The organism is Campylobacter sp. VBCF_06 NA8 (assembly GCF_027737825.1).
Classification (GTDB): domain Bacteria; phylum Campylobacterota; class Campylobacteria; order Campylobacterales; family Campylobacteraceae; genus Campylobacter_B.
Genome location: NZ_JAOVUB010000001.1, coordinates 187831 through 211788, shown reverse-complemented (window position 1 = coordinate 211788; position 23958 = coordinate 187831). Strand labels below are relative to the sequence as shown.

The window sequence follows — 23958 nt, the reverse complement described above, 5'->3', positions numbered from 1 at the left end:
AATTTAACCTCTCGCAAGGAAATTTTATGCAAAGACGAAGTTTTTTGAAAAATTCTGTAATTTTTGGCGCAGGCGTGATTGTGGGCGCAAATTCGCTTTTTGCAAACAAGGGGGCAAAAATGCAAAATTTAGTTCCAAATTTCACTCTAAATAACGGCAGGGAAATCCCTATTTTAGGATATGGGACTTGGGATATTCGTGGCAAAGACGGGCTAAAAGCTATCGAAAATGCCCTAGAAGTGGGCTATCGCCACATTGACTCGGCGCAGTATTACCGCAACGAAGACATCGTGGGCGAAGCTGTGCGAAATAGTGGCATAAAACGAGATGAAATTTTCGTAACTTCAAAGCTTCAATGGGGCGCAAATGTGGGCTTTGAGAGTGCAAAAAGGGCAGTTTATGAAAGCCTAGACGCGCTTAAATTTGATTATATTGATTTATATCTAATCCACGCTCCTTATGGCGATATTAAGGGCATTTGGGCTGGGTTTTGTGAGCTAGTCGAAAAGGGGCTAATAAAATCAATCGGCGTTAGCAATTTTAGCGTGGATTTAGTGAGAGAGCTTTGCCGTGAATTTAGCATAAAACCCGTGCTTAATCAAATCGAGCTTCACCCTTTCAAACAGCAAATTCGTGCGCAAAACGGGCTTGATAAGCTTGGTGTCGCCACACAAGCCTATTCGCCTTTTGGCACCGGAAGTTCTAGGATTTTGCAAAATGAAACGCTTCAAAAAATCGGCGAAAAATACGGCAAAACCGCGGCGCAGGTCATTTTGCGTTGGCAAATCCAAAGAAATATCATCACTATCCCAAAAACCGCGACAAAGTCCCGTATGATCGAAAATATCAGCATTTTTGATTTTAATTTAAGCGATGAAGATATGGCGCAAATCGCAAATCTTGAAAAATTTTAAAGGAGAGAGTATGTTTTTTAAAAAATCAATCTTAACACTAGCCATAACTTCGCTATTTTGCGGGGTTTGTATGGCAAATGAAACGGGGGAGAATATGCAAATTTCACAAAGCGAAATCAAAAATTTAAACCAAAAAGAGCTAAATTTAACCAAAATTTCAGCGTTTTTGGCTAGTTCAAATTTAAGCGAGTTAAAAAACGCCGTAAATTCTGCGCTTGATAGCGGTATAAGCGTGGCTGAGATTAAAGATTTAATGGCGCAACTTTATGCGTATTGTGGCTTCCCAAAAGCCCTAAATGGGCTTGGCGTTTTGAGCGAAACGCTTAAAGAGCGCGAAAAAATGGGCTTAAAAACCACGCAAGGCACGGAAAATAAAATCATAGAGAAAAATTTAAATAGCCTTGAAATCGGCTCTAAAACCCAAACCGATTTAGTGGGCTCAAAAGTCGATTTAAGCGCACTTAGCGCAGATGTGGATTATTATTTGAAGGCGCATTTATTTGGCGATATTTTTGCGAGTGAAATTTTTTCGTGGAAGGAGCGCGAGATCATCACGGTCGCAGCGTTAGCGGCGATGAGTGGCACCGAGCCACAAAGGGACGCTCACATAAAAATCGCTAAACTAAACGGCGTTAGCGACGCGCAAATTAATGAGATTTTAAAAATTTCAAATTCGGCTAAATTTAGCAATTCTAGCGCCATGAGCAAGGACGAATTTGCCAAAATTAGCCCATTTGGCGTGGGCGAACTAAACAGCGCGTATGCGAAGTATTTCAGCGGAAACAGCTACCTAAACGCTATTTCGACCCAACAGGTCAAAATGTATAATGTGGTCTTTGAGCCGAGCTGTCGCAACAACTGGCATATCCACCACGCCAAAAGCGGTGGCGGTCAAATCCTAATCGCCACAGCAGGTCGCGGATACTACCAAGAATGGGGCAAGGAAGCCGTGGAAATGAAAGCAGGTGATGTCATAAATATACCAGCTGGCGTCAAACACTGGCACGGTGCAGCAAAGGACAGCTGGTTTGCACATATCGCCGTCGAAGTCGAGGGCGTGGAAGCTAGCAACGAGTGGCTAGAACCAGTAAGCGACGAGCAGTATAAAAAGCTAAGATAAATTTATAGTGCTGGATTTGCTTTGCAAATTCTCACAATCATGAAAATAAAAAAAATCTAAGGCGAAGTATTTTGAGATGATTTTTTGTGTTTTGGAGCAGTTGCGACCAAGACGCACTTTATCGTGCGTCGCAAGGAAGCAACTGCGAACAATCGCAAAAAAGCACTCAAAAGACAAGCCGTCAAAGGAGCAAAAAATGGCAATTATTAATGTCGATATTCAAAAATCTTACCACATTTTAAACCACGGTGCCACGACGATAGTTTCGGCTGAATTTGAGGGCGTAAAAAACGCTATGGCGGTTACTTGGGCGTGTCCGCTTGATTACGACAAAGTTACGATAGTGCCGCACAATGGCTCATTTACACGCACTCTTATCGAAAAAAGCGGATATTTTGCCGTGCAAATTCCGGTTTTTACGCAAAAAGATCTGCTTTTAAATTTGGGCGATGAAAACAATTCTCGCTTCGACAACCCGCATAAAATGGACGGCGTGGAGCTGTTTTATAGGGGCGATTTTAAAGTCCCGCTAGTCGCAGGTTGCGCTGCGTGGATAATTTGCAAGGTTATCCCGGAACCTCACAACGAGCAAACTTACGACCTTTTTATCGGACAGGTTGTGGCAGCTTATGGCGACGATAGGGTTTTTGACGGCAGCCATTGGCATTTTGATGAAATTGGCGATGAGCTAAAAACGCTTCATTATGTCGCAGGGAAAAAATTTTATCTTGACGGCAAGGGCGTGTGAAATTTAAAATAAATAAGGAAAAATATGTCAAAAGTTTTACTTATAAACGGCAGTCCGAACAAAAACGGAAGCACAAATTTAGCGTTAAGCGAAATCGCAAAAGAGCTTGAAAACAACGGCGTTCAAAGCGAAATTTTATATCTTGGCAAAAAGCCGATAAATGATTGTATATCATGCTATAAATGCCAAAAAACCGGGCTTTGTTCAATAGATGATGTGGTAAATCAAATAGCTGCTAGACTTGATGAATTTGACGGCATAGTAGCTGGAAGCCCTGTGTATTACGCTGGACCCACAGCTAGAATTCAGGCGTTTTTGACAAGGCTTTTTTTCGTGGGCGGAAATAAATTTAGCGGTAAAATCGGCGCAAGTGTCCTTATAGCTAGGCGTGGCGGGGCTAGTGCGAGTTTCGATAGGCTAAATAAATTTTTTACGATTGCAAATATGTTTTTGGCTGGTTCGCAGTATTGGAACGAAGCCCACGCCATGACGCCTGATGACCTTCCAAAGGACGAAGAAGGCTTGCAGACCATGCGAACACTAGCCAAAAATATCGCTTGGTTTGTCAAAAACAAAGAATTTGCCAAAAATGCTGTTGCTATGCCTGAGTATGAAGAGCAAATTTTGACAAATTTCATTAGGTAAATGCGCAAAAATTTATCGTAGGCAAATTTAAAATGAACAAAGCGAAATTTACAGATAAATTTGACTTGCTTTTTGAGATAAAGCGCGAAGAATTCAAGCTTTTGCTTTACAGCGCGTTTTTTATTTTTTCGCTTTTTTGCTCGTATGCGCTACTCCGCCCGATTCGCGATGCGCTTGTGATTCACGGCGGAAGCGACGAGTTAAAATGGCTATTTTTAGGCACTTTTGTCGCTACGATTGTTTGCTCAGTTTTAGCTATGTGGCTAAGCGGAGCTATTAGGCGCAAACTCTACACCGACGCCATTTTTATATTTTTTGCCCTAAATTTGCTAGGATTTTTTGTCGCTATGCGATTTATTGACGCCCAAAGCCCCGCATTTGCCACGCTTTGCAGGGTTTTTTACATTTGGGTTAGCGTTTTTAATCTTTTTGTCATAAGCTCGGCTTGGAGCGTCCTAGCAGATGTTTTTAGCAAAGAAACTAGCAAATCAATGTTTGGCATAATCAGCGCAGGAGCTAGTTTAGGAGGCATTGCAGGGGCTAGTTTGGTTAGCTTTTTGCGTGGAGTGGAGACTGGGAATTTCATATTTTTGTCGGCGTTTTTGCTGTTTTTTGCCTTGATTTTGAAAAATTTAATCATAAAAGAGAGTCTAAATTTACTCCCTAATGCTGATGAAAAGGCAAATTTCACTCAAAAATTCAGCACTCCACTACCTAGCAAAAATCCGCTTAATGGCTTTAAAATCATCGCTAAATCGCCCTATTTGCTATCTTTTGTAGGCTTTATTTTATTGCTTACAAGCGTTAGCACATTTTTATACATGGAACAAGCTAGAATCGTCAGAGCGGTTTTCGAAACCCGCGAAGCCAGAGCCGCAGCCTTTGCAAACATCGATCTCATCGTGCAAAGCGCTAGTTTTTTTATACAAATTTTCCTAACGGCAAAAATCGCTAAATTTTTTGGCATAAAGTGGCTTTTGGCTCTGCTTGGATTTGTGATTGCGCTCGGATTTATTATGCTAAGCTTCACGCACCCAGCATTTTGGGGTATCGCACTTGTGATGAGTGTTCGCAGAATCGGTGAATACGCCCTTGTAAAACCGGCTCGCGAAATGCTTTTTGTCCCGCTTGATAGCGAGAGCAAATACAAGGTCAAAAACTTCCTTGACACGGTCGTTTATCGCGGCGGAGACGCGCTCTCATCGCAGGTCGAGGGCGTAGCACTAGCTAAATTTGGCGTGAGTGGAGTTTTGATTTTGGGCGCAATAATTTCGTTTGTATGGGGAATTTTGGGCCTAAATTTAAGTAAAAAATATGAGAAATTAAAATAAAATTTGCAAAATTAGGCAATAAAAGGAGAGATTATGAAATACACAAATTTAGGGCAAACTGACATTAAAATTTCGCAAATTTGCCTTGGTTGTATGGGTTTTGGCAGACCAAATCCAAACTTTCTTACTTGGACTGAGGCGGACGAGAAAACCTGTGAAAAGGTCATTGCAAGGGCATTGGAGCTTGGCATAAATTATTTTGATACTGCAAATGTCTATACCAACGGCGATTCTGAGATTTATCTAGGCAAGGCGCTTCGAAATTTAGGCGTCAAACGCGAAGATGTCATCATCGAAACTAAGGTATTTTTCAACGAAGGCAAACTAAGCAAAACGGCAATCATGCGTGAAATCGAAGGCTCACTAAAACGCCTAAACATGGACTATGTCGATGTGTATATGATACATCGCTTCGACTACGACCACGAAATTTTTGAGACTATGAGTGCTTTGCATGAGTTAGTAAAAGCCGGAAAAGTCCGTGCGCTAGGTGCCAGCGCGATGTATGGTTATCAGTTTTTTAACATGCAACTATGCGCCGAGCGTGAAAATTTGACCAAATTTAGCGTTATGCAAAACCATTATAGCCTGATTTATAGGGAAGATGAGCGAGATTTGATCCCTGTGTGTAGGCAGTTTGGCACAAGTATCGCGCCGTATAGTCCGCTAGCAGGGGGACATTTGGCTCACACTTCGTGGGACGGGTATTCAAAGCGAGTAAATGAAGATAAAGTCTTACGCGTAAAATACGACGAATTTAAAGAAAGCGATCTTAAAATCATCGCTAGGATTGATGAAGTAGCGAAAAATCGTGGCGTAAATATGGCGCAAATCGCATTAGCGTGGCACTTTGCTAAGGGTGTGGATAGCCCAGTTCTTGGCGCAATCAAAACAGAGCATTTAGACGACTGGGCAAAAGCCCTTGAAATCAGCCTTGATGAGAGTGAGATCAAATACCTTGAAGAGCTGTATGTCCCGCACAAAGTGGTAGGCGCTATCAATAAAGGCGGACCGGAACGAATCGAGCGAAAATAAAATTTGCAGGATTAGGCAAGGAATTTACTTAGGCAAAATCGCCTAAGTAAATTCATAACGCATTGTATCCACTAAACGCTAGAACTTCCACTTTGTCATTTTCAATTATTATTGATATTGCAAAATTCCGTCTTTTGATAACGCCTTTAAAAAATGCACTTGTGCGTTCGCTTTGCGAATTTACGCTAAAACCTTGTGATTTTAGATAATCTAAATTTTGTGATTTTATGGTTTGTATAACTTGTGGTTTTAGATATTTTGTGATATTTCCGTCTGAATTCGAGATTTTTTTAGCCAAAATTATTTCACCCACCAAATAGCTTGGCTCTTTAAAAGCATAATTATAAAATTTCACACCAACAAAAGGTAAGACAATGAAAACAAAAATCAAAGCAAAACCAACCATTTGCCTTTTGGTTTTTTTATCTTGTTTGAAATAAAAATACAAAGAAAAGAGAAAGAAAATAGCACTTATGGGATAGTATAAGATTGCAAAAAAATTACCACTCAGTTGCATAAAAACGGCATAAAAAAATGAAATCAAACATAGCAAAAGTGCCAAAAATCCAAAAAATTTACGCAAATTTAACCACATTATAAACCTTTTTTATATCCATTTTTATGAATTTAATTTCAAAATTATATAAAATTTAAGATAAATTTTTAAAACAATTAAAATTTGCAGGATTAGGCAAGGAATTTGGAGAATTGTTCTATGAATTTTACTCTCAAATTTGCTAAAATTTCATCAAATTTGCCGAAAAGGATTTTTATGCAAAGGCGAGAATTTTTAAAAAATTCTGCGATCTTAGGTAGCGCGGCACTGCTTGGCGGTGCGCTAAATTTAAACGCGAATTCGCAAAATTTAAAAGGAGAAGCTATGAAATTTATCACTTTAAATGACGGCAACAAAATGCCTATTTTAGGATACGGCGTGTATCAAATCCCACAAAACGACACCCAAAGGTGCGTTGAAGACGCCATTAGCGTAGGATACCGCTCTATCGACACGGCTCAGGCGTATCAAAATGAGCTTGGCGTGGGTGCGGCGGTAAATTCGGCGATAAATGGCGGGATTAAGCGAGAAGAGTTTTTTATCACGACCAAAATTTGGGTTAGCAACGCGACAGAAAGTGGCGTTTTACGCAGTTTTGAAGCTAGTATGAAAAAGCTAGGCTTAGATTACCTTGATTTGCTTTTACTTCATCAGCCTTTCAATGATGTTTATGGGGCGTGGCGGGCGATGAGTAGGCTAAAAAACGAAGGCAGGATTAAATCAATCGGCGTTAGCAATTTTTATCCCGATCGCTTAGTGGATTTCGCCATAAATAACGAAATCAAACCCGCCGTTAATCAAATCGAGCTAAATCCATTTCATCAGCGTAAATTTGACCGCGAAATCGCCAAAAAATATGGCGTTGCGGTGCAAAGCTGGGCGAGTTTTGGCGAGGGTAGAAACGATATGTTTAACAATCCAATTCTCAAAAAAATCGGTGAGAAATACGGAAAGAGCGTGGCGCAAACGATTTTGCGCTATCTTATCCAGCTTGACATTATCGTCATACCAAAAACCACTCGCAAAGAGCGCATGATAGAGAATTTCAGCGTTTTTGATTTCGAGCTTAGCACAAACGATATGCAAACAATCGCCAATATGGACGAGCAAAAATCCCTTTTTAGCGAAGTTTATCACAACGACCCTGCGACGGTAGAAAGGTTAAACAGCTGGAAGTTGCCTGATTAAGGGGCTTTTATGCAACGAAGAAATTTTTTGAAAAATTCGCTGATTTTAGGCATAGTTGTAAATTTGGTGTAAATTTACTAAACGCAAACAAAAATTTAAAGGAGAAAAAGATGAAAACAAGAAAACTAGGCGACATAGAAGTTTCGCCAATCGGCATTGGTTGCATGGGCTTTTCGCACGGATACGGACAAATTCCTAGCATTGATTATAGTATAGAAGCCATTAAAACCGCTTTTGAATTTGGTTGTTCGTTTTTCGATACTTCCGAAGTTTATGGTGCACAACTCTACCACTACGGACACAACGAGCAAATTTTAGGAAAAGCTGTAAAAGAATTTAGAAATAGCGTGGTTTTGGCTACAAAACTAATGTTTGACAAATCTGAAATTTCAGCCGAAGGCTCGGCGTATGCGGTTATCAAAAAGCATTTAGAAAAATCGCTTGAATCTTCAAACTGATTATGTTGATTTGTATTATCTGCACCGCGTAAATCCTGAAATCCCCGTAGAAATCGTAGCTGAGGCTATGGGAAAATTGATTGATGAGAAATTAATTCGTGGCTGGGGACTTTCGCAAGTTGCTAAAAACACTATCCAAAAAGCACACGAAATCACGCCTGTTTCAGCCGTGCAAAATCTTTATAACATGGTCGAGCGAGATTGCGAAAGCGAAGTTTTGCCATACTGCTTAGCTAACAATATCGGCTTGGTGCCGTTTTCGCCAACAGCTAGCGGTCTGCTTTCAGGCAAATTAAACGCTAAAAGCGATTTTTCGCATAGCGATGATGTTAGGAAATTTATCCCGCAGTTGTCAAAGGAAAATATGCAAAAAAACGCTCCGTTAGTGGAGCTTGTGAGTGAATTTGCCAAACGAAAAAACGCAACTCCTGCACAAATCGCCTTAGCATGGATGTTTCACAAATATCCAAATGTCGTGCCAATTCCGGGCTCAAAAAATAAAGAGCGGATTTTAGAAAATTTGGGAGCTTGGAGCGTGGAATTAAGCGAGAGCGAATTTAGCGAACTTCAAAGCACACTTGATAAAATCGAAATCCACGGACACAGGGGAATAGAAGAGTTTCAAGGTGGCGGTATGAGAGACTGGGGTAAAAAATAATTTTGATGAAAAGGCGAGAATTTATTAAAAATTCCGCTATTTTTGGCACTATGACGGTATTTAGTGTGGCAAATTTAAGCCCGAATTTAAAAGAAAATTTAAGCAAATTTGCTAAAAATCATAAAATTTTGATTGTTTATTATACTCGCACATTAAATACAAAAATCATCGTCGAATACCTTGCTTGGCTAGTTGGCGGTGATTTATTTGCTTTGTATTACTCAGGCGGTGCGACTCTCGGCGATGATATAAAAGCATGGCTAAATGCTAACGGAATTTTGGTAAAATAAAATTTGCAGGATTAGGCAATAAATTTAAGGAGAAATATGAAAAAACTACTTTTTTTGTGTTTGAGTATAATTTTTGCATTTGGAGGCGAGATGAGAGTAGAATTTAGTTGTGAAAATGTCCGCGCAGTGGCTGTTTTGGGCGATACTAGCGCGGCAAAGAGTTTTTATGAAAATTTGCCATTAGAGTTAAATTTGAAAGATTACGCAGGGCGAGAAAAAATCGCGGATTTGCCCGTGCGACTAAATTTTGCCGGCGATCCTAGTTCGGACGGCAAGGTTGGCGATCTTGGCTATTTCTCGCCGTGGGGAAATTTGGTGCTTTACTACAAACCTCAGCCATACTACGAAGGCGTCATAAATCTCGGTAAATTCGAAAGCGGTTTTGATGAAATCATAAAATGCGAAAGAGTTTTAATCCAAAAAGCGGATTAAATTAAGCCCTAAATTTTGCATTTTCTAAATTTAGCAAAAACTCTTTTTTATCCAGCCCGTATGCGTAGCCTGTGAGTTTGTCGCCACTGCCGATAACTCTGTGGCAAGGGATAATTATCGCAATTGGATTTGCTCCCACTGCTCTGCCTACGGCTCTGGCGGACATTTTTGGGATTTGTCTTTTTAGTGAGATTTCGTGCGCAATATCGCCGTAAGTCGTGGTTGCTCCAAAAGGAATTTGCATTAAAATGCGCCAAATTTCAAGCTGAAATTCGCTGCCAATTAGTGAAATTTTAGGTGTGAAATTTGGTAAATTTCCGCTAAAATAAATATCCAACCAAGCGCAGGTATCCCCAAAAATTTGCAAATTTTGCTCTTTAAATTCTGCGCCAAAATCGCTAAATTTGCCAAATTTAAGCGCTGTTAAATTTACTCCATCACTTTGCATAAAAATCTCACCAAGCGGTGAGCTATAACGCCAAAAATATTTCATAAGCTTTGCCTTTTTTCTAAATTTGGCAAGAAAAACGCCATGATTAGTGGCAAAACGCAAACACCGCAAAGTGTGTATAAAACATAACCAAGTCCAAATTTATCAGCTATTAAGCCCAAAATCGGCGCAAAAATCCCGCCAATGCTAACGGTTAGCCCAAATGTAACGCCAGAAGCAAGCCCAACGCGGTTTGGTAAATATCCTTGCCCAAGCGCGATAATCGGGCTATAAGAAAGAGCTAGAAAAATGCCAAGCGGTGCTAATAAAACCACGGCAAAGCCCAAATTTTGCGCGGTTGCAAGCATTATCATAATCGGCAAAAGGCAGAGAAATGAGATTTTTATCATCTTTGTAAAGCCAAATTTATCGGCAAACCTGCCACCAAGAAGGGTAAAAATCGCGCTCACGCCGATATATGCGCTTAATAGCGTGTTTGCATAAGCCTTACTTTGGTCAAATTCGTAGATAAAATAAAGTGCCAAAAATGTATTAAATCCGTGAAAAATGATAGAACGCCCACAAATCAACGCCATGAGTTTATAAAATCCGCCCCACTCATCGACGCCGTTAGTTTGGGTGGTTGTGGCTGTTTTGGGGGCGATTTCGCCAAGTTTTTTAAATTCGGCGTAAAAAATTTTATACAGGGTACTGACACAAATTTGCGGAATCAAAAAAATCAGCGTGCCTTTTAGCCCAAACGCGCTAATAATCGCCGTCATAAAAAGCGGTCCCAAAGAAAATCCCAAAATCCCGCCAAATGAGAAAATGCCGATATTTTGGGCTTTGTTGTGCGGATTAGAGCATTTATTTATGGCTCTTGCGGCTTGTGGGTGAAACATCGCCACGCCGATTCCTGTGATCATCACGACCGCGCAAAGCACGGCAAATGAAGGCGCAACGCCACTTAGCGCGATACCGCCACCTGCTAAAATAAGTCCTAGCGGGATAATGTAGGGAGTGTTTTTCTTATCAGCGAGTGAGCCAAAAACGGGCTGGATTAGCGAGCCCACGATATTTGAGACCATGACTAGGCTAGCTGCGGTTGCGTAATCGTAGTGATAGCTGGCGATCAAAAACGGCAAAATCGCCACAAGTGCGCCTTGATTTATATCGCAGCACAAATGCGAAAATGCCAAAATATAGACAAATTTGTTTTTCATTTTAAATTTAGGATTTTATATGGGAAAATCCCATATAAAATTTACATTAAAACAGGAATTTGCGTATTTTGCAAGAAAAATTTGCTCGTTCCTGAAAGCAGAATTTCCTTAATTCCAGTGTTTGAGTGAAGTCCAGCGACGATTAAATCATATCCGCCGTTGTTTGCATAGTCTATCAAAACCTGACCTGGAATTTTGCCGTCAATGTTTAAAAGCTCGAATTTATCGACTTTCACATCGTGCAGTGCTAGATACTCGGTGATTCTGCGCTTAGTCTCTTCTGCGCTATCTTGGAGATAGTGATTGGCTGTGATGATTGTAACATTTTGCGCTTTTTTGAGCAAGTCTAGCGAGTGATCGAGCGCTCTGGCACTTGCAGCCGTGCCTGTAAGTGAGACCAAAATTTTATCAGCCTTAAAACTTTTTAGCTCTCTTGGGATTACGACACAAGGCTTGCCACTTTTTGAAACAGCCGCCTCAAAAGTGCCTGTAATCGTGCCAGTTGGGGGCACTGAGACCACGACAAGATCGCAGTATTTAGAGTGCTTTTCAACTAGCTCAGAGCGAATTCCTACCAAATGGCGCAAGCAAGCGCTATTTCCCACTCTCTCATCTTCGTGCATATCAAGGCCGATTTTTTTGCACTCTGCCTCGAAAACTGCGCCGATTTCATCGCGCTCAGCCTTCATCTCCTCGTTTGCCGACTCCAAAAACTCGTCCATCAAAACTCCGCCTTTTAGCGTCATGCGGACATTATAAATCATCTTAGGATCTAGCTGGCATGCCATGATATTCATGTGTGTGCCAAAAAATTTATTCACAAGCAACGCACCACGAATTCTGCCCTCTAACTCTTCGCCGCCACCGATTGGGAAAAAAAGTTTTTTAAGCTCCATTTTGCCTCCTTTTTACACTAATTCAAGTGAAATTTTACTACCTTTTTGCTCTGTTACGCGCACTCTAACCACATCGCCCGGTTTAAATGGAGTTGTGATAAATTTCGCTCTTAAAAGCCCATCTACGCCGTCACGAAGTGAAATAAATGTGCCAAAATCTAGTGAGCTTTGCACTACTCCGTCAAATTCCTCGCCGATTTCAAATTTAACCTCTTTGCGCTCATGCCTATCGCCTCTATCGCCACGCGGTTTGCGGAAATCTTTCGAATTTGAAACGATAGAGAGAATTCTCTCTTTTGCGCCATCGACGCCGTCTTTATTCGCGCCTTGGATTTTAACCTCGCCTTTTTCGCGATCCAAATCGACGCTAACGCCGAATTTTTCGGTGATTTCTTTAATCGTTTTTCCACCTTGACCGATGATATCGACGATTTTGCTAGGATCGACGCTGAAAATTTCGAGTTTTGGAAGCACGGCTTCGTTGATTACGATATTTGCGTTTGCTTCCTCCATTAAATTTAATATATGCGCCCTGCCCTCTTTGGCCTGCGCTAGCGCCTCTTTTAGCACTTCTAGGCTAATTCCGCCAAGCTTGATATCCATTTGAAGCGCGGTGATTCCGTCGTTGCTACCAGCGACTTTGAAATCCATATCCCCGTCGTGATCTTCTAAGCCCATAATGTCGGTTAAAATAGCGTGTTTTTCGCCCTCAAAGATTAGTCCCATTGCGACACCTGCGACTAGTTTTATGGTTTTTACACCAGCTGCGCGAAGCGATAGTGCGCCACCGCATACTGAGGCCATTGAGCTAGATCCGTTGCTCTCTAAAATTTCGCTTACTACGCGCATTGATTGAGGAGAGTTTATATCAATGCTTGGAAAAATCGCTCGTTTTGCCAAATTTCCGTGTCCTAGCTCCCTGCGACCTGGACTTTTTAGCGGACTTGCTTCGCCTACGCAAAATCCAGGGAAGTTGTAATTAAACATAAATTTTTCAGCTATCGGCTCTGAGCTAGTTAGACTATCGCTAAGCTGAGCGTCGCTATCCCCGCCCAGAGTTGCCACCACCAAAGCCTGTGTTTGACCACGGGTAAAGAGGCATGAGCCGTGCGCGCGCGGCAAAATGTTTGTTTCGATTGAAATTGGGCGCACCTCATTTAGCGCGCGTCCGTCGGCTCTGCGACGCTCTTCGATGATTTGAGTGCGTATGATTTGGCGTTTGTATTTGCCAATGACATTTGTTACTACATCTTTTTGCCACTCGTTTTGCATCGCGATTTCATCGGTTAAAATTTTATCTACGATTTTATTTAGCTCAGTTGCGCGCTCACTTTTTGCCATTTGATTAATCGCCTCTTTTACAGCGTCTTTGTAGTTTTCGTCGATATATTTGGCGATATTTTCATCTTCGATTTCTGGTTTATACTCTAAATTTGCGTCTGGTTTTTTAAGCGCCAAAAACGCTTCCTCGTATTTGCGTGAGCCCTCTTCGATAGCCTTAGCAGCAAAATTTATCGCCTGGGCTGTCAAATCCTCTGGTAGTTCGTTCATGCTTTGGACGCCATCTACGATTTGAGGGAGTGAGCGCATCTCAATCATCAAAAGCTCGTCGCCCACGCCAGCTACATACAGATCAAGGGCTGATTTTTTAAGGGCTGAATTTGACGGATTTAGCACGAACTCTCCGTCTATTTGGCCTACTCTGACACCGCAAACAGGGGCTTTCATAGGAATATCGCTTAGATATAGCGCCACACTTGCCGCATTTAGGCTCACGACCTGCAAATCCACCTCAGGATCTGCTGAAAGGACATAAACTACGATTTGGGTAGGATAGGCATATCCTTTTGGAAAAAGGGGGCGAAGCGAGCGATCTATAATACGGCTAGTTAGCGTCTCAAAATCGCCCGGCTTGGTCTCTCTTTTGATATATCCGCCAGGGATTTTTCCCACGGCATACATTTTTTCGATATATTGCACGGTTAGTGGCAAGAAATCTTCCTCTACCTGTCTATCTTCCCTAGCGACCGTAGCTAGCACCACAGTATCACCCACACGCATAAGCGCAGCACCCGCTGCTTGTTTTGCGACCTTGTCTATGTCAAAAATTTCTAATTGATTATTTACATCAATCTTGCACTGCATTGTTACTCTCCTTGTTTTCGTTTTTATCAATGTTTTTTTCTTTGTGAAATGGTAGGTAAAATTCGCAATTATTTAAAATTTGCATAATATCCTCGGCTTTTTCCTCTTTTTTCTCTTTGTAATAAAAATCCACATTTACAAAATCTTTTATTTTATGCACGGCGTATAGCCCATCTACCGCGGCTTCTATCTCTTGTGCATTATCAGTGCTAATAACCGGCGTAGCATAAAAAATCGTCTTTGCATTTAGTTTGATTAGGGTTTTTATACATGTCATCGTCGTAAGCCCACTCTCGCAACCCTCATCGACCAAGATTACATTTTTTCTAGCCAAATCAGGTAAGAGCGCGCCCTTGCGAAATTTATAGACATTTTTTAAAATTTTTTCCTCATATTTGCGGTTAGCCTGCCCGTAAATATAATCTAAACTTATCCCAAAGCTTTTTACAAGCTCATTTATGAAAACTATCTCTTGCGTTTCGCTCACACAGGCTATCACGCACTCTGGATTATTTGGCGCATAAATCATCTCGCTAAATAAAAATTCGTAGCTTAAATTTAGCTTTTCAGATAATCTTTTTACCAAATAAATCGATGATAAAGACTGAGCTATGATTAGGAAATTTTCGTTTTTTACCGCGTTTGAGGGCAAAATTTCAGCTAGCTTTTCGGCTGCTTCTACTTCGTTTTCAAACATCAATTCCGCTCTTGGTATCATTGCGCTTCACCATACTCGGTATCAACCGAAAAATCATATCCAACCCCGCCAAATGGGTAAAAATTTACGAAAAAGTAAAATCCATGCTCTTTTTTAGCCTTGGTGTAATCAGCATTGCTCGTGTTTTTTGGCTCGATGTCTTCTTGATAGACGAAAGAGTAGTTCCAGCACTTTCTCGTATGCGTGATACCTAGCCTCCACATTTTTGAATACGACCTAGCCAAATCATACTCCCAGCGCCCGAAAATTTTGTTATTTCCTGGCAAATTCGCGCTTAAATTTGCGATTGTGTAGTTGTCTTTTTTGTAGCGTTTTTCGTTTTCGTCGCCGAATTGATCGTAGGTATAAGCATGGCTTATGCTCGCGCTAAAATCAGAATTCGAGTAGTTTGCATAGGTCTGAACCTTGCTAAAACTATCGTATTTGTGCGAGTATCTGAAACGATTGCCTAAATTTAGCCCATTTGCGAAATAAATATCAAATCTATGGTCGAAATTTCCCAGCTCTTCATCGTCAAAATCATAGCTTTGTTTGGCCGAGTGGCGGATAAATTTGCGCCCATTTTCGTCGTAAAAATACTGCGTCATGCCAATGGCGATATTTTCGTGCGTGTATTCTTCGCCAAGCTCGCCAAGAAAATTATCCTCCCAATACAACGAATCTTGTAACCTTGCCAAGCGGGATTTGCGCAAATTTCCATTTTTTTCATCATATTCATATTGGTGAGATTTCAAAATTCTCTTATCAATCTCGCCCTTTTGCCAGCCAGGAATTCTCAAATCCGCTCTCCAAGTCATAGTATGATAAAAGCTCTCATACGCCTTGGCTAAATCCGTAAATGCTGAAAATTCGGTGTATTGATTGGCGTAAAATGTACTTTTATCGGCTTCTAGCTCGCCGTTTGCGTAATAGTATTTATCGCTCCAATCTATATGCGTCATATACACACGCTCGCTCACGCTAAGCCCCAAATAATCGCCCAAAAATTTATCGCTATAACTAAGCGGAATATCAAGCTCGTATTGGCGCGCGGTAACGCCTTCTTGGCGGGTGAAATTTCGCGCCTTTAAATCCACAGAGTAGAGCAAATTTGGCACAAAGATATCATCGATAAATTTATGATATTGCGCAGTCGGTAGCTCTTGGACTGTGTCGCGGTTTTGGAAGACGCTATCTTGGTTGAGCTTGCTAGTGTCGATATAATACCTGCCATAAAGCCCAAAATAATGGTCATCTGTCGTTAAATAATAATTTAGCTTAGAGGTTACTAGCGCGTTATCGTCCTCATCGACACCGCCTTTGCTCTTTAAATCATAGTATTCAAGGTCGTTTAATTTCGTAAAGTCAATCCATAAATTTTCTTTGAAATTTCCGTCGATTAGATATCCTACAAGTTTGCTTCTATCGTATTCGATCTCGTATCCATGGTGTTTTTCATTTTTATACTCTAAGCGTTCTTGGGCGCGGGTGAAATTATCAAACACACCGCCACGAATTTCACCCCTTGAATACGGCGAATCCGCAAACCTAAATGTTCCATATACACCAAAACCACGGCGCGAACGAACCTGCGGGTCTAACTGCAAATCCCAGCTATCATACGGCGCGAAATAAATCGGCTGTTTGTAATACACACCCTCATCGCCGATATATCCGCCCTCTGGTGGCAAGAGACCGGTTCTGCGGGTAGTATCGGTAGGCACGCCAAAATACGGCAGATAAAACACAGGCACATCGCCGATATAAAATCTAGGGTTGAAAAGGTGTAAAAATTTGCTCTCTTTATTTAGCTTGCCACTGCTAAATTTGATTTTCCAGTCTGGATTATTGACATTACAGCTAGATATCACAGAGCCCTTGACACGGTAATACTCGCTATCACTGCAACTCTCATCATTTTGCATCCAAAGCTCAGCGTCTTTATCCATCATAAAGGTCGCTTTGCCCTCTTGGGTATTGTTTTTCAAATCAATTTTAATGTATTCGGCTCTGGTGGTTTCGTTATCCCCACGCATAGCATTTACATTGCCAAAAAGCTCGATTATTTCGTTTTTTTCATCATAAGTGGCGCGATCGGCTGTGAGAAAATAGTCCTGTGAATACACAGTTACATTACCTCTGGCTATGGTTAAAAAGCCGTTTCGCTCGACATTATCGGCGATTAACTCGACATTTTGCACCTTTGCGTTAAGCAAATTTGCCACTAACGCACCAAATGTTAATATTAAAATTTTACTTTTTTTCAATTTCTACCACCAAGGTTTTTGCTGCCAAATCCTGCAAACTCTGACGAAATTTCGTCCAAAATGCAAACAAAAATCCGATATAAAATGCTGTTTCGCTAACCAGCCTAACGCCCGATCTAAACGCGCAAACGCCAAAGCTAAGCCTCTCGTTTTCGTTTCTAGCGCTGATGACTTTTATTTTTAGGGCTAATTTTCCCAAAGTCGCGCCATAAAAATATACAAAAATCGCGTGATATAAAAATTTCACCATTACTAGATAGGGCAAATACGGCGCAATTGCGTTATTTAGCGCCATTGGGTCGCTTCCGCTCATCTGTGAAGCCGCAAGCAAGGGCTCGGAAGCCACGCTAATGAGCATAAAGGTAAAAAGCACGCCCATAATCACCTCATCTAAAATAAAGGCGAAAATCCTCTTAGGAAGACTAGCTAACACCTACTTAGTCCCTAAGTGCCTGATATGCGATATCGCTGCGGTGTTGAGAACCTTCGAATTCTATATTTTTGACTAATTCATAGGCTAAATTTCGCGCTTCTCTGATATTATTAGCTACACCCACACTTACCAAAACTCTTCCGCCGTCTGCGTAAATTTCGCCATTTTCTTCGCTAACGCCAGCATAACAAATGTGAGCGTTAGCCGGAATTTTGCCTAAATTAATCTTTGTTTTTGGCGTAGATTTATAAGGGTAGTTTTCGCTAGCACTTACGACACCAACGGCAAATTTATCGCGGAGTTTGATGTCTGTTAGCTTGCCAGTGGCTGCATCGTATAAAATTTGGCTTAAATTTCCGTCGATTAAAGGCATCAAAACCTCGCACTCAGGGTCGCCGAATCTGACATTGTATTCGAGCACATACGGCACTCCGCCCACAATCATAAGCCCCACAAAAAGCACTCCACAAAACGGATTGCCGTCTTTTTTCATACCTCTTAAAGTCGGAGCTACGATTTCGTTTTCGACCCTTTTTATCAGGGCCTCATCTGCTAGCGGGCTTGGAGCGTATGCGCCCATACCGCCTGTATTTGGACCCTGATCGCGGTTTAGCAATCGTTTGTGATCTTGGGCTACTGGCAAAGAGACGAAATTATCCCCGTCGCAAATCGCAAAAAAGCTAAGCTCAAATCCGTCTAAATACTCCTCGACAACCACGGTTTTGCCGGCATCTCCGAAACTGCCTTTTAGCATTTCCCATGCCGCGTCTCTGGCCTCGTCGTGGTTTTGAGCGATTATTACACCCTTGCCTGCGCAAAGCCCGTCGGCTTTGACAACGACTTTTTCATCTAGGGTGTGGATAAATTTAGAAATTTCCTCGAAATTATCGCTGTTTAAAAATCTAGCGGTGCGGATAGCATTACGAGCCAAAAACTCCTTCATATAGGCCTTTGAACCCTCTAAACGAGCCGCCGCTTTACTCGGTCCAAAAATCACTAGACCTTTTGATTTAAATACATCGACAATGCCCTTTGTAAGCGGATCTTCTGGGCCTACAATCGTCAAATCGATTTTGTTGTCTTTCGCAAAATTTGCAAGTTCCTCAAAAGTTTTCAAATCCAAATTTTCGCCAAGTGCGCTAGTCGCGCCATTTCCTGGGGCAAAATATAGATTTGAAACATTTTTATCCTCTTTTAGTCTAAGTGCGATAGCGTATTCTCTGCCACCACTGCCGATGATTAAAATTTTCAAGGTAAAACTCCGTGTAAAAATAGCCCAAGTGAGCGTTGCGTGAAAAAGATTCGGCCTAAAACAAAGCCAATCTTGCAACTAGGACAAGCCCTTAGGTCGCAACCCGTAAGCTCAGAGCCTCAAACCGAGCCGCGTCACACCGGCAAATCACATCGTCGCCTACTAAAATATGTTAGACCCTCATAAATAACGCTGGCGCATCACCCAGGCAAGCGAAATTATATGTTTTTTTGCCTTAAAATACAAGCAAACGCCAAATCCACACACGCTTTTATGCTTTGATTTTCGCTGATTATGGGCGTAGTAAAATTGGATAAAATTTTAGCCGTGCTATTTCCTATGCAAATCGCCTGATATGAGCTATCCCAGCCAAAATTTGAGATAAAACTTTTCGCATTTAGTGGCGAAGTAAAAATTATCACGGAATTTAAAGCTGGTTTTTGCGAAATGCTAGCTTTTTTGGGTCTGTTTTCGTAACCGATTATATGGGCTAAATTTACGCCATTTTCGTGCAAAATTTGGGGCAAATTCGACACTCTGTCTTTGGCACTGATATAAAGCGCGCTTTTGCCCTTTAAATGCGTGGCAATCTCGCGCGCAAACTCATCGCCATGGGAGTTTTGCGCTACGAAAATATTTTTGTATCCCTGGGCTCTTATCTCGTCAGCACACGCCTTGCCAATGGCGTAAATTTGGATATTTTCGCTAAATTTAATATCGTTAAATTTAAGCGCTTTTACCCCATTTTTCGATGTAAAAATAAGTGCGTCAAATTTGGAATTTATGCTAAATTTATGAAATTTTATCTCGCACAAATTTAGCCAAATCACCCTCTCATCGTCAAATTTAGTGTTTGAAACTAAATAGAGCTGCTCTTCTCGCCCAGCCACTTTTGCACACTCGCGATCTGCGCTAGCACGCTAGAACTGCTAGCCCCGCCGAAAGATTTCCTAGCGTCCATCGAAGCTTTTAGCCCCAAAAATGCAAGCGCATCTGGCGTGATTCGCTCATCGATCCCGCGAAGCTCTTCTGCGCTCATTTGGCTTAGATCCTTGCCCGCTCTCTCTGCTGCGGCTACGCATTTTCCGGTGATGAAATGCGCCTCGCGAAACGCCACGCCCTTTTCTCGCACCAAAAAATCCGCCAAATCAGTCGCGCTTAAATGGCCGCGCTCAGTCGCGCTTAGCATATTTTTTTTGTTAAATTTGGCTGTTTTTAGCATTTCATTTAGGATTGCAACACTCTCCAAAATCGCTTTTACGCTATCAAACACGCCCTCTTTATCCTCTTGCATGTCTTTATTATACGCCAGAGCAAGGCCCTTCATAACGGTTAAAAGCCCCATTAAATTTCCATAAGCCCTGCCAGTTTTACCCCTGATTAGCTCGGCTACATCTGGATTTTTCTTTTGTGGCATTATCGAGCTTCCAGTCGAATACGCGTCGCTGATAGCGATGAAGCCGAATTCGCTCGAACTCCACAAAATCAGCTCTTCGCACAGCCTTGAAGCGTGCATGAAAAATAGGCTAATGTTAAATAAAATTTCAAGAGCGAAATCTCTATCGCTCACGCCGTCCATAGCATTTTCCATAGGGGCATAAAATCCAAGCGCACTAGCCGTGGCGTGGCGATTTATGCGGTGCGGAGTGCCTGCAAGCGCAGCCGAGCCAAGCGGGCTGAAATTTCCGCGCTCGAAGCTTGATACAAACCTTTCATAATCTCGCTTAAACATATAAATGTAAGCTAGCAAATGAAAGGCAAGGCTTACAGGCTGAGCGTGTTGGAGGTGAGTGTAGCCTGGCATTAAAGCGTCTGTGTGGGAGTTTGAAATTTCAAGCAAGGTTTTGATCAAATTTAAAATTTGAACCGAAATTTCGCGGTTTTTTCGCATTACAAAACGCCTGAAATCAAGGGCGACTTGATCGTTGCGAGAGCGCGCAGTATGGAGTTTGCCGCCGATTTCTTTGCCTACAATTTCGCTTAGGCGTTTTTCCACCGACATGTGGATATCCTCATCGGCGATTTTCCACTCAAATTTCCCCTCATTAATCTCGGCTAAAATTTGCTCCAAACCAGATTTTATCGCGCTAGCTTCGTCTTTGGTGATGATTCCTGCATCGCCTAGCATGCTCGCATGAGCGATTGAGCCTGCAATATCGTCCTCGTAAAGCTCTCTATCGAACATAATCGAAGCGTTAAATCTCTCCAAAAGCTCGCTACTAGCCTCACTAAACCTGCCTTCCCACATTTTTTTCATCAATAATCCTTAGAATAAATTTATAATTTTGCGTTTCAAACTAGAATTTTTTGGCTCGTCTGTTAGATACAATCTCACCACCCTGCCATTATCCGTGCTGATTTCGAGCTTGGCGCCCCGTTCGCCATTTACACGCACCCTTAGCATATTTGTGGCGATATTTTGGATTTCGGGCTTGTCGATTGCGCCATTGTAGCTGGTTTTGTAGTTTTTGACCTCATCGTTGCAATCTTTTGGCGCAAAAAATATATCGTAAAATTTGCCGTTTTTTATGGCTAAATTCTCGCCACCGCTGACTATAAAATAGTCATATTTTGGGGTTTGGGTAGTGAAATCCCAGCGAATTTTATCTTGCCTTTCGCCCTGTTTATAGCTAAATTCCGCTGTGTAAGTAGCGTCGAATTTAAATACTTCCTTGCTAAAAAGCGCAAATTGTTTGTCATTAAATCGTCTATTTGGATCGCTTTTTTTATCCAAAATTTTAGTATCTTTAATCTCTGCTCCCTCGCTATCAAATAGCCTAAATTCGAGTATTTCCACAGGTTTGGCTTGGGGGTGAAATTCTATGCTAATAGGATTTGCTGTAATCGCGCACTCTGGCACAGGGTCGGGAAGCTCGTGGCTAAAAAATGCAAGCGAGGGCTCTTTGTTTGGATAATGCGCGTAAAGCGTGGTATTTAGCGATCTGGTGCGCTCGTAGTTTTCGTTTCGTATGGCAAGGCTTTTGTTTTTGCAAAGCCCTATGATAAATTTGCCGTCCCCACTCTGGCTCTTTCCGCCACCACAAATTTCCTCTAAATACTCATTTCCCATTTCATAGACATAGGCAGATTTTTCGCCCTGCTCATAGTATCCCACGCCAAGAAGATTTGCGTCAAATGTCAAAAACCCAAAACGATGATAAATCGCGCTTAATAGCCCATCAATTGAGGCTTTGATATCGTGGGCGTTGTAAGAGAGATTTTCTACAATCCCAGAGTTAAACCCTACCGCAAATGCGCGATCGCTTGGGGTTTTGCCGCTAAATTCAGCCCTTCCCTCGCTCTCATCGTGGGTGATTTCATCGTTTGTAACGACATATTTAGCGTGATTTAGCGCAGCCTTGTCTAAAAGCGAATTTGGCGCAAATGGGTTTAAATTCGAGCTTTGGCGGATATAGTTTATGTAGTTGATCGGCGTATCATAAAAAGAAAAACCGCTTTTACTAGGAAGCGGTTCTTTTAAATTCGCAGGCTCGCCTTTGCAACCCAAAAACAAGCCCGCAGTGCCTAACAAAAGCCAAATTTTAAGCTTTTGGGCCGGCTTTTGCATACTCTACGCCCTCTTTGACATCTTCGTAGCGTTTGAAATTTTCTACAAACATTTTCGCTAATTTCTCGCGAGTTTTTGCGTATTCGTCAGCATTTTCCCAAGTGTTAGCCGGATTTAGAAGTTTTGTCTCAACACCAGCTAACTCTTTTGGAACGGCTAGATTAAATTTTTCAAAATTTTCAAATTCGCATTTTGTGATACTTCCGTCAAGGATAGCATTTATACAAGCACGAGTGGCTTTTATGCTCATGCGTTTGCCAACGCCATAAGCACCGCCACTCCAACCTGTATTTACTAGATATACATTTACGCCGTGTTTGTCGATTTTTTCGCCTAAAAGTTTTGCATAAACTGTCGGATGAAGCGGCATAAACGGCTCACCAAAACAAGCACTAAAAGTCGCCACAGGCTCGGTGATACCGCGTTCAGTTCCTGCGACTTTGGCAGTGTAACCGCTTAGGAAATAATACATCGCTTGTTCTTTTGTAAGCTTCGCAACAGGCGGTAAAACGCCAAAAGCATCAGCGCTTAGGAAAATGATATTTTTTGGGTGTCCTGCACTTAGGCTTGGTTCGTGGTTTGCGATATGCTCGATTGGGTAGCTTACACGGGTATTTTCTGTCTTGCTACCATCAGCGTAATCGACCTTGCCGTTTGCGTCAGCTACGACATTTTCTAAAAGTGCGTTGCGTTTAATCGCACCATAAATTTCAGGCTCTGAGCTTGGATCGAGATTTATACATTTTGCGTAGCAACCACCCTCGAAGTTAAACACACCCTCATCGTCCCAGCCGTGCTCGTCATCGCCGATTAGCGCGCGGTTTGGATCAGTAGAGAGCGTAGTCTTGCCAGTGCCTGAAAGTCCGAAAAATAGCGCAGTGTCGCCGCCAGCTCCGACATTTGCTGAGCAGTGCATTGACATTTTGCCCTCTAATGGTAGCCAGTAATTCATCATAGAAAAAATTCCTTTTTTCATCTCGCCACCATACCATGTGCCACCGATGACTGCGACATTTTCCTCGACATTAAAGATTACAAAAACATCTGAGTTTAACCCGTCTTTGGCGTAATCCTCATTTACGCATTTGCAAGCGTTATAAACCACGAAATCTGGGTGAAAATTTGCTAACTCATCATCGCTTGGGCGGATAAACATATTTTTTACAAAATGCGCTTGCCACGCTACTTCGGTTACGAAGCGCACGCTTTTACGGCTTTTTAGGCTAGCGCCACAATACGCGTCTTGGACATAGATTGATTTGTTTGAAAGCTGATTTTTGGCCTTTGCTAGAAGTTTATCAAAAAGCTCTTTGTTAATCGGTTGATTGATTTTGCCCCAGCTGATATATTTCGCGCTTGGATCTTGCTTTACAAAATACTTGTCTTTTGGGCTTCTACCTGTAAAAATGCCAGTATCGACCATAAAGGTGCCATTATCGCTTACCTTGCCCTCGTTTGCGCGTTTTTCGTGCTCAAAAAGCTCATCATAGCTAAGGTTATAAAAAATTTCTTTTTCGCCGCTAATTCCTAGTTTTTCAAAATCATTTGGAATTCTCATCTTAAATCCTTTTTTAAAAAATTATAAATAAGTAATTATATCGAAATTTGATTAACCTTTATTAGGATTGTGGAATTTGAAGTAAATTTATCGTTTTTGTAAATTTAAAAAGGG

General features: G+C 41.7%; 22 protein-coding genes and 1 pseudogene. 10 read left to right on the top strand and 13 right to left on the bottom strand.

What is annotated here, in order from left to right; genetic code table 11:
* Positions 1–26: 26 nt before the first annotated feature.
* From OFO10_RS01230 to OFO10_RS01205, 6 genes are all read left to right on the top strand, one after another.
* Positions 27–914: an aldo/keto reductase gene (locus OFO10_RS01230; RefSeq protein WP_270865786.1), complete on the top strand. Its 888-nt coding sequence runs from the start codon at positions 27–29 to the stop codon at positions 912–914.
* A gap of 10 nt (positions 915–924) precedes the next feature.
* Positions 925–2034: a carboxymuconolactone decarboxylase family protein gene (locus OFO10_RS01225; protein ID WP_270865785.1), complete on the top strand. Its 1110-nt coding sequence runs from the start codon at positions 925–927 to the stop codon at positions 2032–2034.
* Between the two features lie 196 nt (positions 2035–2230).
* Positions 2231–2782: a flavin reductase family protein gene (locus OFO10_RS01220; RefSeq protein ID WP_270865784.1), complete on the top strand. Its 552-nt coding sequence runs from the start codon at positions 2231–2233 to the stop codon at positions 2780–2782.
* A gap of 24 nt (positions 2783–2806) precedes the next feature.
* Positions 2807–3427, top strand: a complete 621-nt coding sequence (locus OFO10_RS01215; RefSeq protein WP_270865783.1) for a flavodoxin family protein — start codon at positions 2807–2809, stop codon at positions 3425–3427.
* A 32-nt stretch (positions 3428–3459) separates the two neighbouring features.
* Positions 3460–4758, top strand: coding sequence for an NTP/NDP exchange transporter (locus OFO10_RS01210; RefSeq protein WP_270865782.1), 1299 nt, complete (start codon positions 3460–3462; stop codon positions 4756–4758).
* Positions 4759–4791: 33 nt separating this feature from the next.
* A complete protein-coding gene (locus tag OFO10_RS01205) occupies positions 4792–5793 on the top strand; it encodes an aldo/keto reductase (RefSeq protein WP_270865781.1) in 1002 nt (333 codons plus the stop codon).
* A 52-nt stretch (positions 5794–5845) separates the two neighbouring features.
* Here the strand turns inward: OFO10_RS01205 and OFO10_RS01200 are convergent, their stop codons facing one another.
* Positions 5846–6199, bottom strand: coding sequence for a hypothetical protein (locus OFO10_RS01200; protein ID WP_270865780.1), 354 nt, complete (start codon positions 6197–6199; stop codon positions 5846–5848).
* A gap of 366 nt (positions 6200–6565) precedes the next feature.
* On the opposite strand from OFO10_RS01200, the gene OFO10_RS01195 reads away from it, so the two are divergent.
* The 4 genes and pseudogenes from OFO10_RS01195 (at position 6566) to OFO10_RS01175 (ending at position 9375) form a co-directional block, all read left to right on the top strand.
* Positions 6566–7537, top strand: coding sequence for an aldo/keto reductase (locus tag OFO10_RS01195; protein WP_333720465.1), 972 nt, complete (start codon positions 6566–6568; stop codon positions 7535–7537).
* A 110-nt stretch (positions 7538–7647) separates the two neighbouring features.
* A pseudogene (locus OFO10_RS01185) lies at positions 7648–8653 on the top strand (aldo/keto reductase).
* Positions 8654–8658: 5 nt separating this feature from the next.
* Positions 8659–8943, top strand: a complete 285-nt coding sequence (locus OFO10_RS01180) for a hypothetical protein (protein WP_270865778.1) — start codon at positions 8659–8661, stop codon at positions 8941–8943.
* A gap of 36 nt (positions 8944–8979) precedes the next feature.
* The gene (locus OFO10_RS01175; protein WP_270864720.1) at positions 8980–9375 is read left to right on the top strand and encodes a cyclophilin-like fold protein; all 396 of its coding nucleotides are present in this window, start codon (positions 8980–8982) and stop codon (positions 9373–9375) included.
* Position 9376: 1 nt separating this feature from the next.
* Here OFO10_RS01175 and OFO10_RS01170 read toward each other — a convergent pair whose 3' ends face one another.
* The 12 genes from OFO10_RS01170 to pckA form a co-directional block, all read right to left on the bottom strand.
* Positions 9377–9868: a methylated-DNA--[protein]-cysteine S-methyltransferase gene (locus OFO10_RS01170; protein ID WP_270864719.1), complete on the bottom strand. Its 492-nt coding sequence runs from the start codon at positions 9866–9868 to the stop codon at positions 9377–9379.
* Complete coding sequence (locus OFO10_RS01165) at positions 9865–11028, bottom strand: MFS transporter (RefSeq protein WP_270865777.1); 1164 nt, start codon at positions 11026–11028, stop codon at positions 9865–9867. The genes OFO10_RS01170 and OFO10_RS01165 overlap by 4 nt, the downstream gene beginning before the upstream one ends.
* 41 nt (positions 11029–11069) lie before the next feature.
* Entirely contained in the window at positions 11070–11924 is an 855-nt protein-coding gene (locus tag OFO10_RS01160; RefSeq protein WP_270862723.1) for a universal stress protein, read from the bottom strand.
* 12 nt (positions 11925–11936) lie between these two features.
* Positions 11937–14069: a polyribonucleotide nucleotidyltransferase gene (locus OFO10_RS01155; RefSeq protein ID WP_270865776.1), complete on the bottom strand. Its 2133-nt coding sequence runs from the start codon at positions 14067–14069 to the stop codon at positions 11937–11939.
* Positions 14053–14787 carry a phosphoribosyltransferase family protein gene (locus tag OFO10_RS01150; protein ID WP_270865775.1) on the bottom strand — a complete coding sequence of 245 codons (735 nt, stop codon included), beginning with the start codon at positions 14785–14787 and terminating at the stop codon, positions 14053–14055. The genes OFO10_RS01155 and OFO10_RS01150 overlap by 17 nt, the downstream gene beginning before the upstream one ends.
* Entirely contained in the window at positions 14784–16991 is a 2208-nt protein-coding gene (locus tag OFO10_RS01145) for an LPS-assembly protein LptD (protein WP_270865774.1), read from the bottom strand. The genes OFO10_RS01150 and OFO10_RS01145 overlap by 4 nt, the downstream gene beginning before the upstream one ends.
* A gap of 28 nt (positions 16992–17019) precedes the next feature.
* Positions 17020–17466 carry an RDD family protein gene (locus OFO10_RS01140; protein WP_270865773.1) on the bottom strand — a complete coding sequence of 149 codons (447 nt, stop codon included), beginning with the start codon at positions 17464–17466 and terminating at the stop codon, positions 17020–17022.
* A gap of 4 nt (positions 17467–17470) precedes the next feature.
* Complete coding sequence (gene purD, locus OFO10_RS01135) at positions 17471–18718, bottom strand: phosphoribosylamine--glycine ligase (protein ID WP_270865772.1); 1248 nt, start codon at positions 18716–18718, stop codon at positions 17471–17473.
* Positions 18719–18936: 218 nt separating this feature from the next.
* A complete protein-coding gene (locus OFO10_RS01130) occupies positions 18937–19608 on the bottom strand; it encodes a uroporphyrinogen-III synthase (protein ID WP_270865771.1) in 672 nt (223 codons plus the stop codon).
* On the bottom strand, positions 19578–20975 hold the full coding sequence (gene argH / locus OFO10_RS01125) for an argininosuccinate lyase (protein WP_270865770.1): 1398 nt from the start codon (positions 20973–20975) through the stop codon (positions 19578–19580). The genes OFO10_RS01130 and argH overlap by 31 nt, the downstream gene beginning before the upstream one ends.
* A 9-nt stretch (positions 20976–20984) precedes the next feature.
* Positions 20985–22286 carry a CAP domain-containing protein gene (locus OFO10_RS01120; RefSeq protein WP_270865769.1) on the bottom strand — a complete coding sequence of 434 codons (1302 nt, stop codon included), beginning with the start codon at positions 22284–22286 and terminating at the stop codon, positions 20985–20987.
* A complete protein-coding gene (gene pckA / locus OFO10_RS01115; RefSeq protein WP_270865768.1) occupies positions 22261–23844 on the bottom strand; it encodes a phosphoenolpyruvate carboxykinase (ATP) in 1584 nt (527 codons plus the stop codon). Before pckA ends, OFO10_RS01120 begins: the two co-directional genes overlap by 26 nt.
* Positions 23845–23958 lie beyond the last annotated feature (114 nt).

What these genes read in the sequence shown, in the direction of transcription:
- OFO10_RS01230 (WP_270865786.1), top strand. Translation starts at nt 27, where the DNA reads ATGCAAAGACGAAGTTTTTTGAAAAATTCTGTAATTTTTGGCGCAGGC.
- OFO10_RS01225 (WP_270865785.1), top strand. Translation starts at nt 925, where the DNA reads ATGTTTTTTAAAAAATCAATCTTAACACTAGCCATAACTTCGCTATTT.
- OFO10_RS01220 (WP_270865784.1), top strand. Translation starts at nt 2,231, where the DNA reads ATGGCAATTATTAATGTCGATATTCAAAAATCTTACCACATTTTAAAC.
- OFO10_RS01215 (WP_270865783.1), top strand. Translation starts at nt 2,807, where the DNA reads ATGTCAAAAGTTTTACTTATAAACGGCAGTCCGAACAAAAACGGAAGC.
- OFO10_RS01210 (WP_270865782.1), top strand. Translation starts at nt 3,460, where the DNA reads ATGAACAAAGCGAAATTTACAGATAAATTTGACTTGCTTTTTGAGATA.
- OFO10_RS01205 (WP_270865781.1), top strand. Translation starts at nt 4,792, where the DNA reads ATGAAATACACAAATTTAGGGCAAACTGACATTAAAATTTCGCAAATT.
- OFO10_RS01200 (WP_270865780.1), bottom strand. Translation starts at nt 6,199, where the DNA reads ATGGTTGGTTTTGCTTTGATTTTTGTTTTCATTGTCTTACCTTTTGTT.
- OFO10_RS01195 (WP_333720465.1), top strand. Translation starts at nt 6,566, where the DNA reads ATGCAAAGGCGAGAATTTTTAAAAAATTCTGCGATCTTAGGTAGCGCG.
- OFO10_RS01180 (WP_270865778.1), top strand. Translation starts at nt 8,659, where the DNA reads ATGAAAAGGCGAGAATTTATTAAAAATTCCGCTATTTTTGGCACTATG.
- OFO10_RS01175 (WP_270864720.1), top strand. Translation starts at nt 8,980, where the DNA reads ATGAAAAAACTACTTTTTTTGTGTTTGAGTATAATTTTTGCATTTGGA.
- OFO10_RS01170 (WP_270864719.1), bottom strand. Translation starts at nt 9,868, where the DNA reads ATGAAATATTTTTGGCGTTATAGCTCACCGCTTGGTGAGATTTTTATG.
- OFO10_RS01165 (WP_270865777.1), bottom strand. Translation starts at nt 11,028, where the DNA reads ATGAAAAACAAATTTGTCTATATTTTGGCATTTTCGCATTTGTGCTGC.
- OFO10_RS01160 (WP_270862723.1), bottom strand. Translation starts at nt 11,924, where the DNA reads ATGGAGCTTAAAAAACTTTTTTTCCCAATCGGTGGCGGCGAAGAGTTA.
- OFO10_RS01155 (WP_270865776.1), bottom strand. Translation starts at nt 14,069, where the DNA reads ATGCAGTGCAAGATTGATGTAAATAATCAATTAGAAATTTTTGACATA.
- OFO10_RS01150 (WP_270865775.1), bottom strand. Translation starts at nt 14,787, where the DNA reads ATGATACCAAGAGCGGAATTGATGTTTGAAAACGAAGTAGAAGCAGCC.
- argH (WP_270865770.1), bottom strand. Translation starts at nt 20,975, where the DNA reads ATGAAAAAAATGTGGGAAGGCAGGTTTAGTGAGGCTAGTAGCGAGCTT.
- OFO10_RS01120 (WP_270865769.1), bottom strand. Translation starts at nt 22,286, where the DNA reads ATGCAAAAGCCGGCCCAAAAGCTTAAAATTTGGCTTTTGTTAGGCACT.
- pckA (WP_270865768.1), bottom strand. Translation starts at nt 23,844, where the DNA reads ATGAGAATTCCAAATGATTTTGAAAAACTAGGAATTAGCGGCGAAAAA.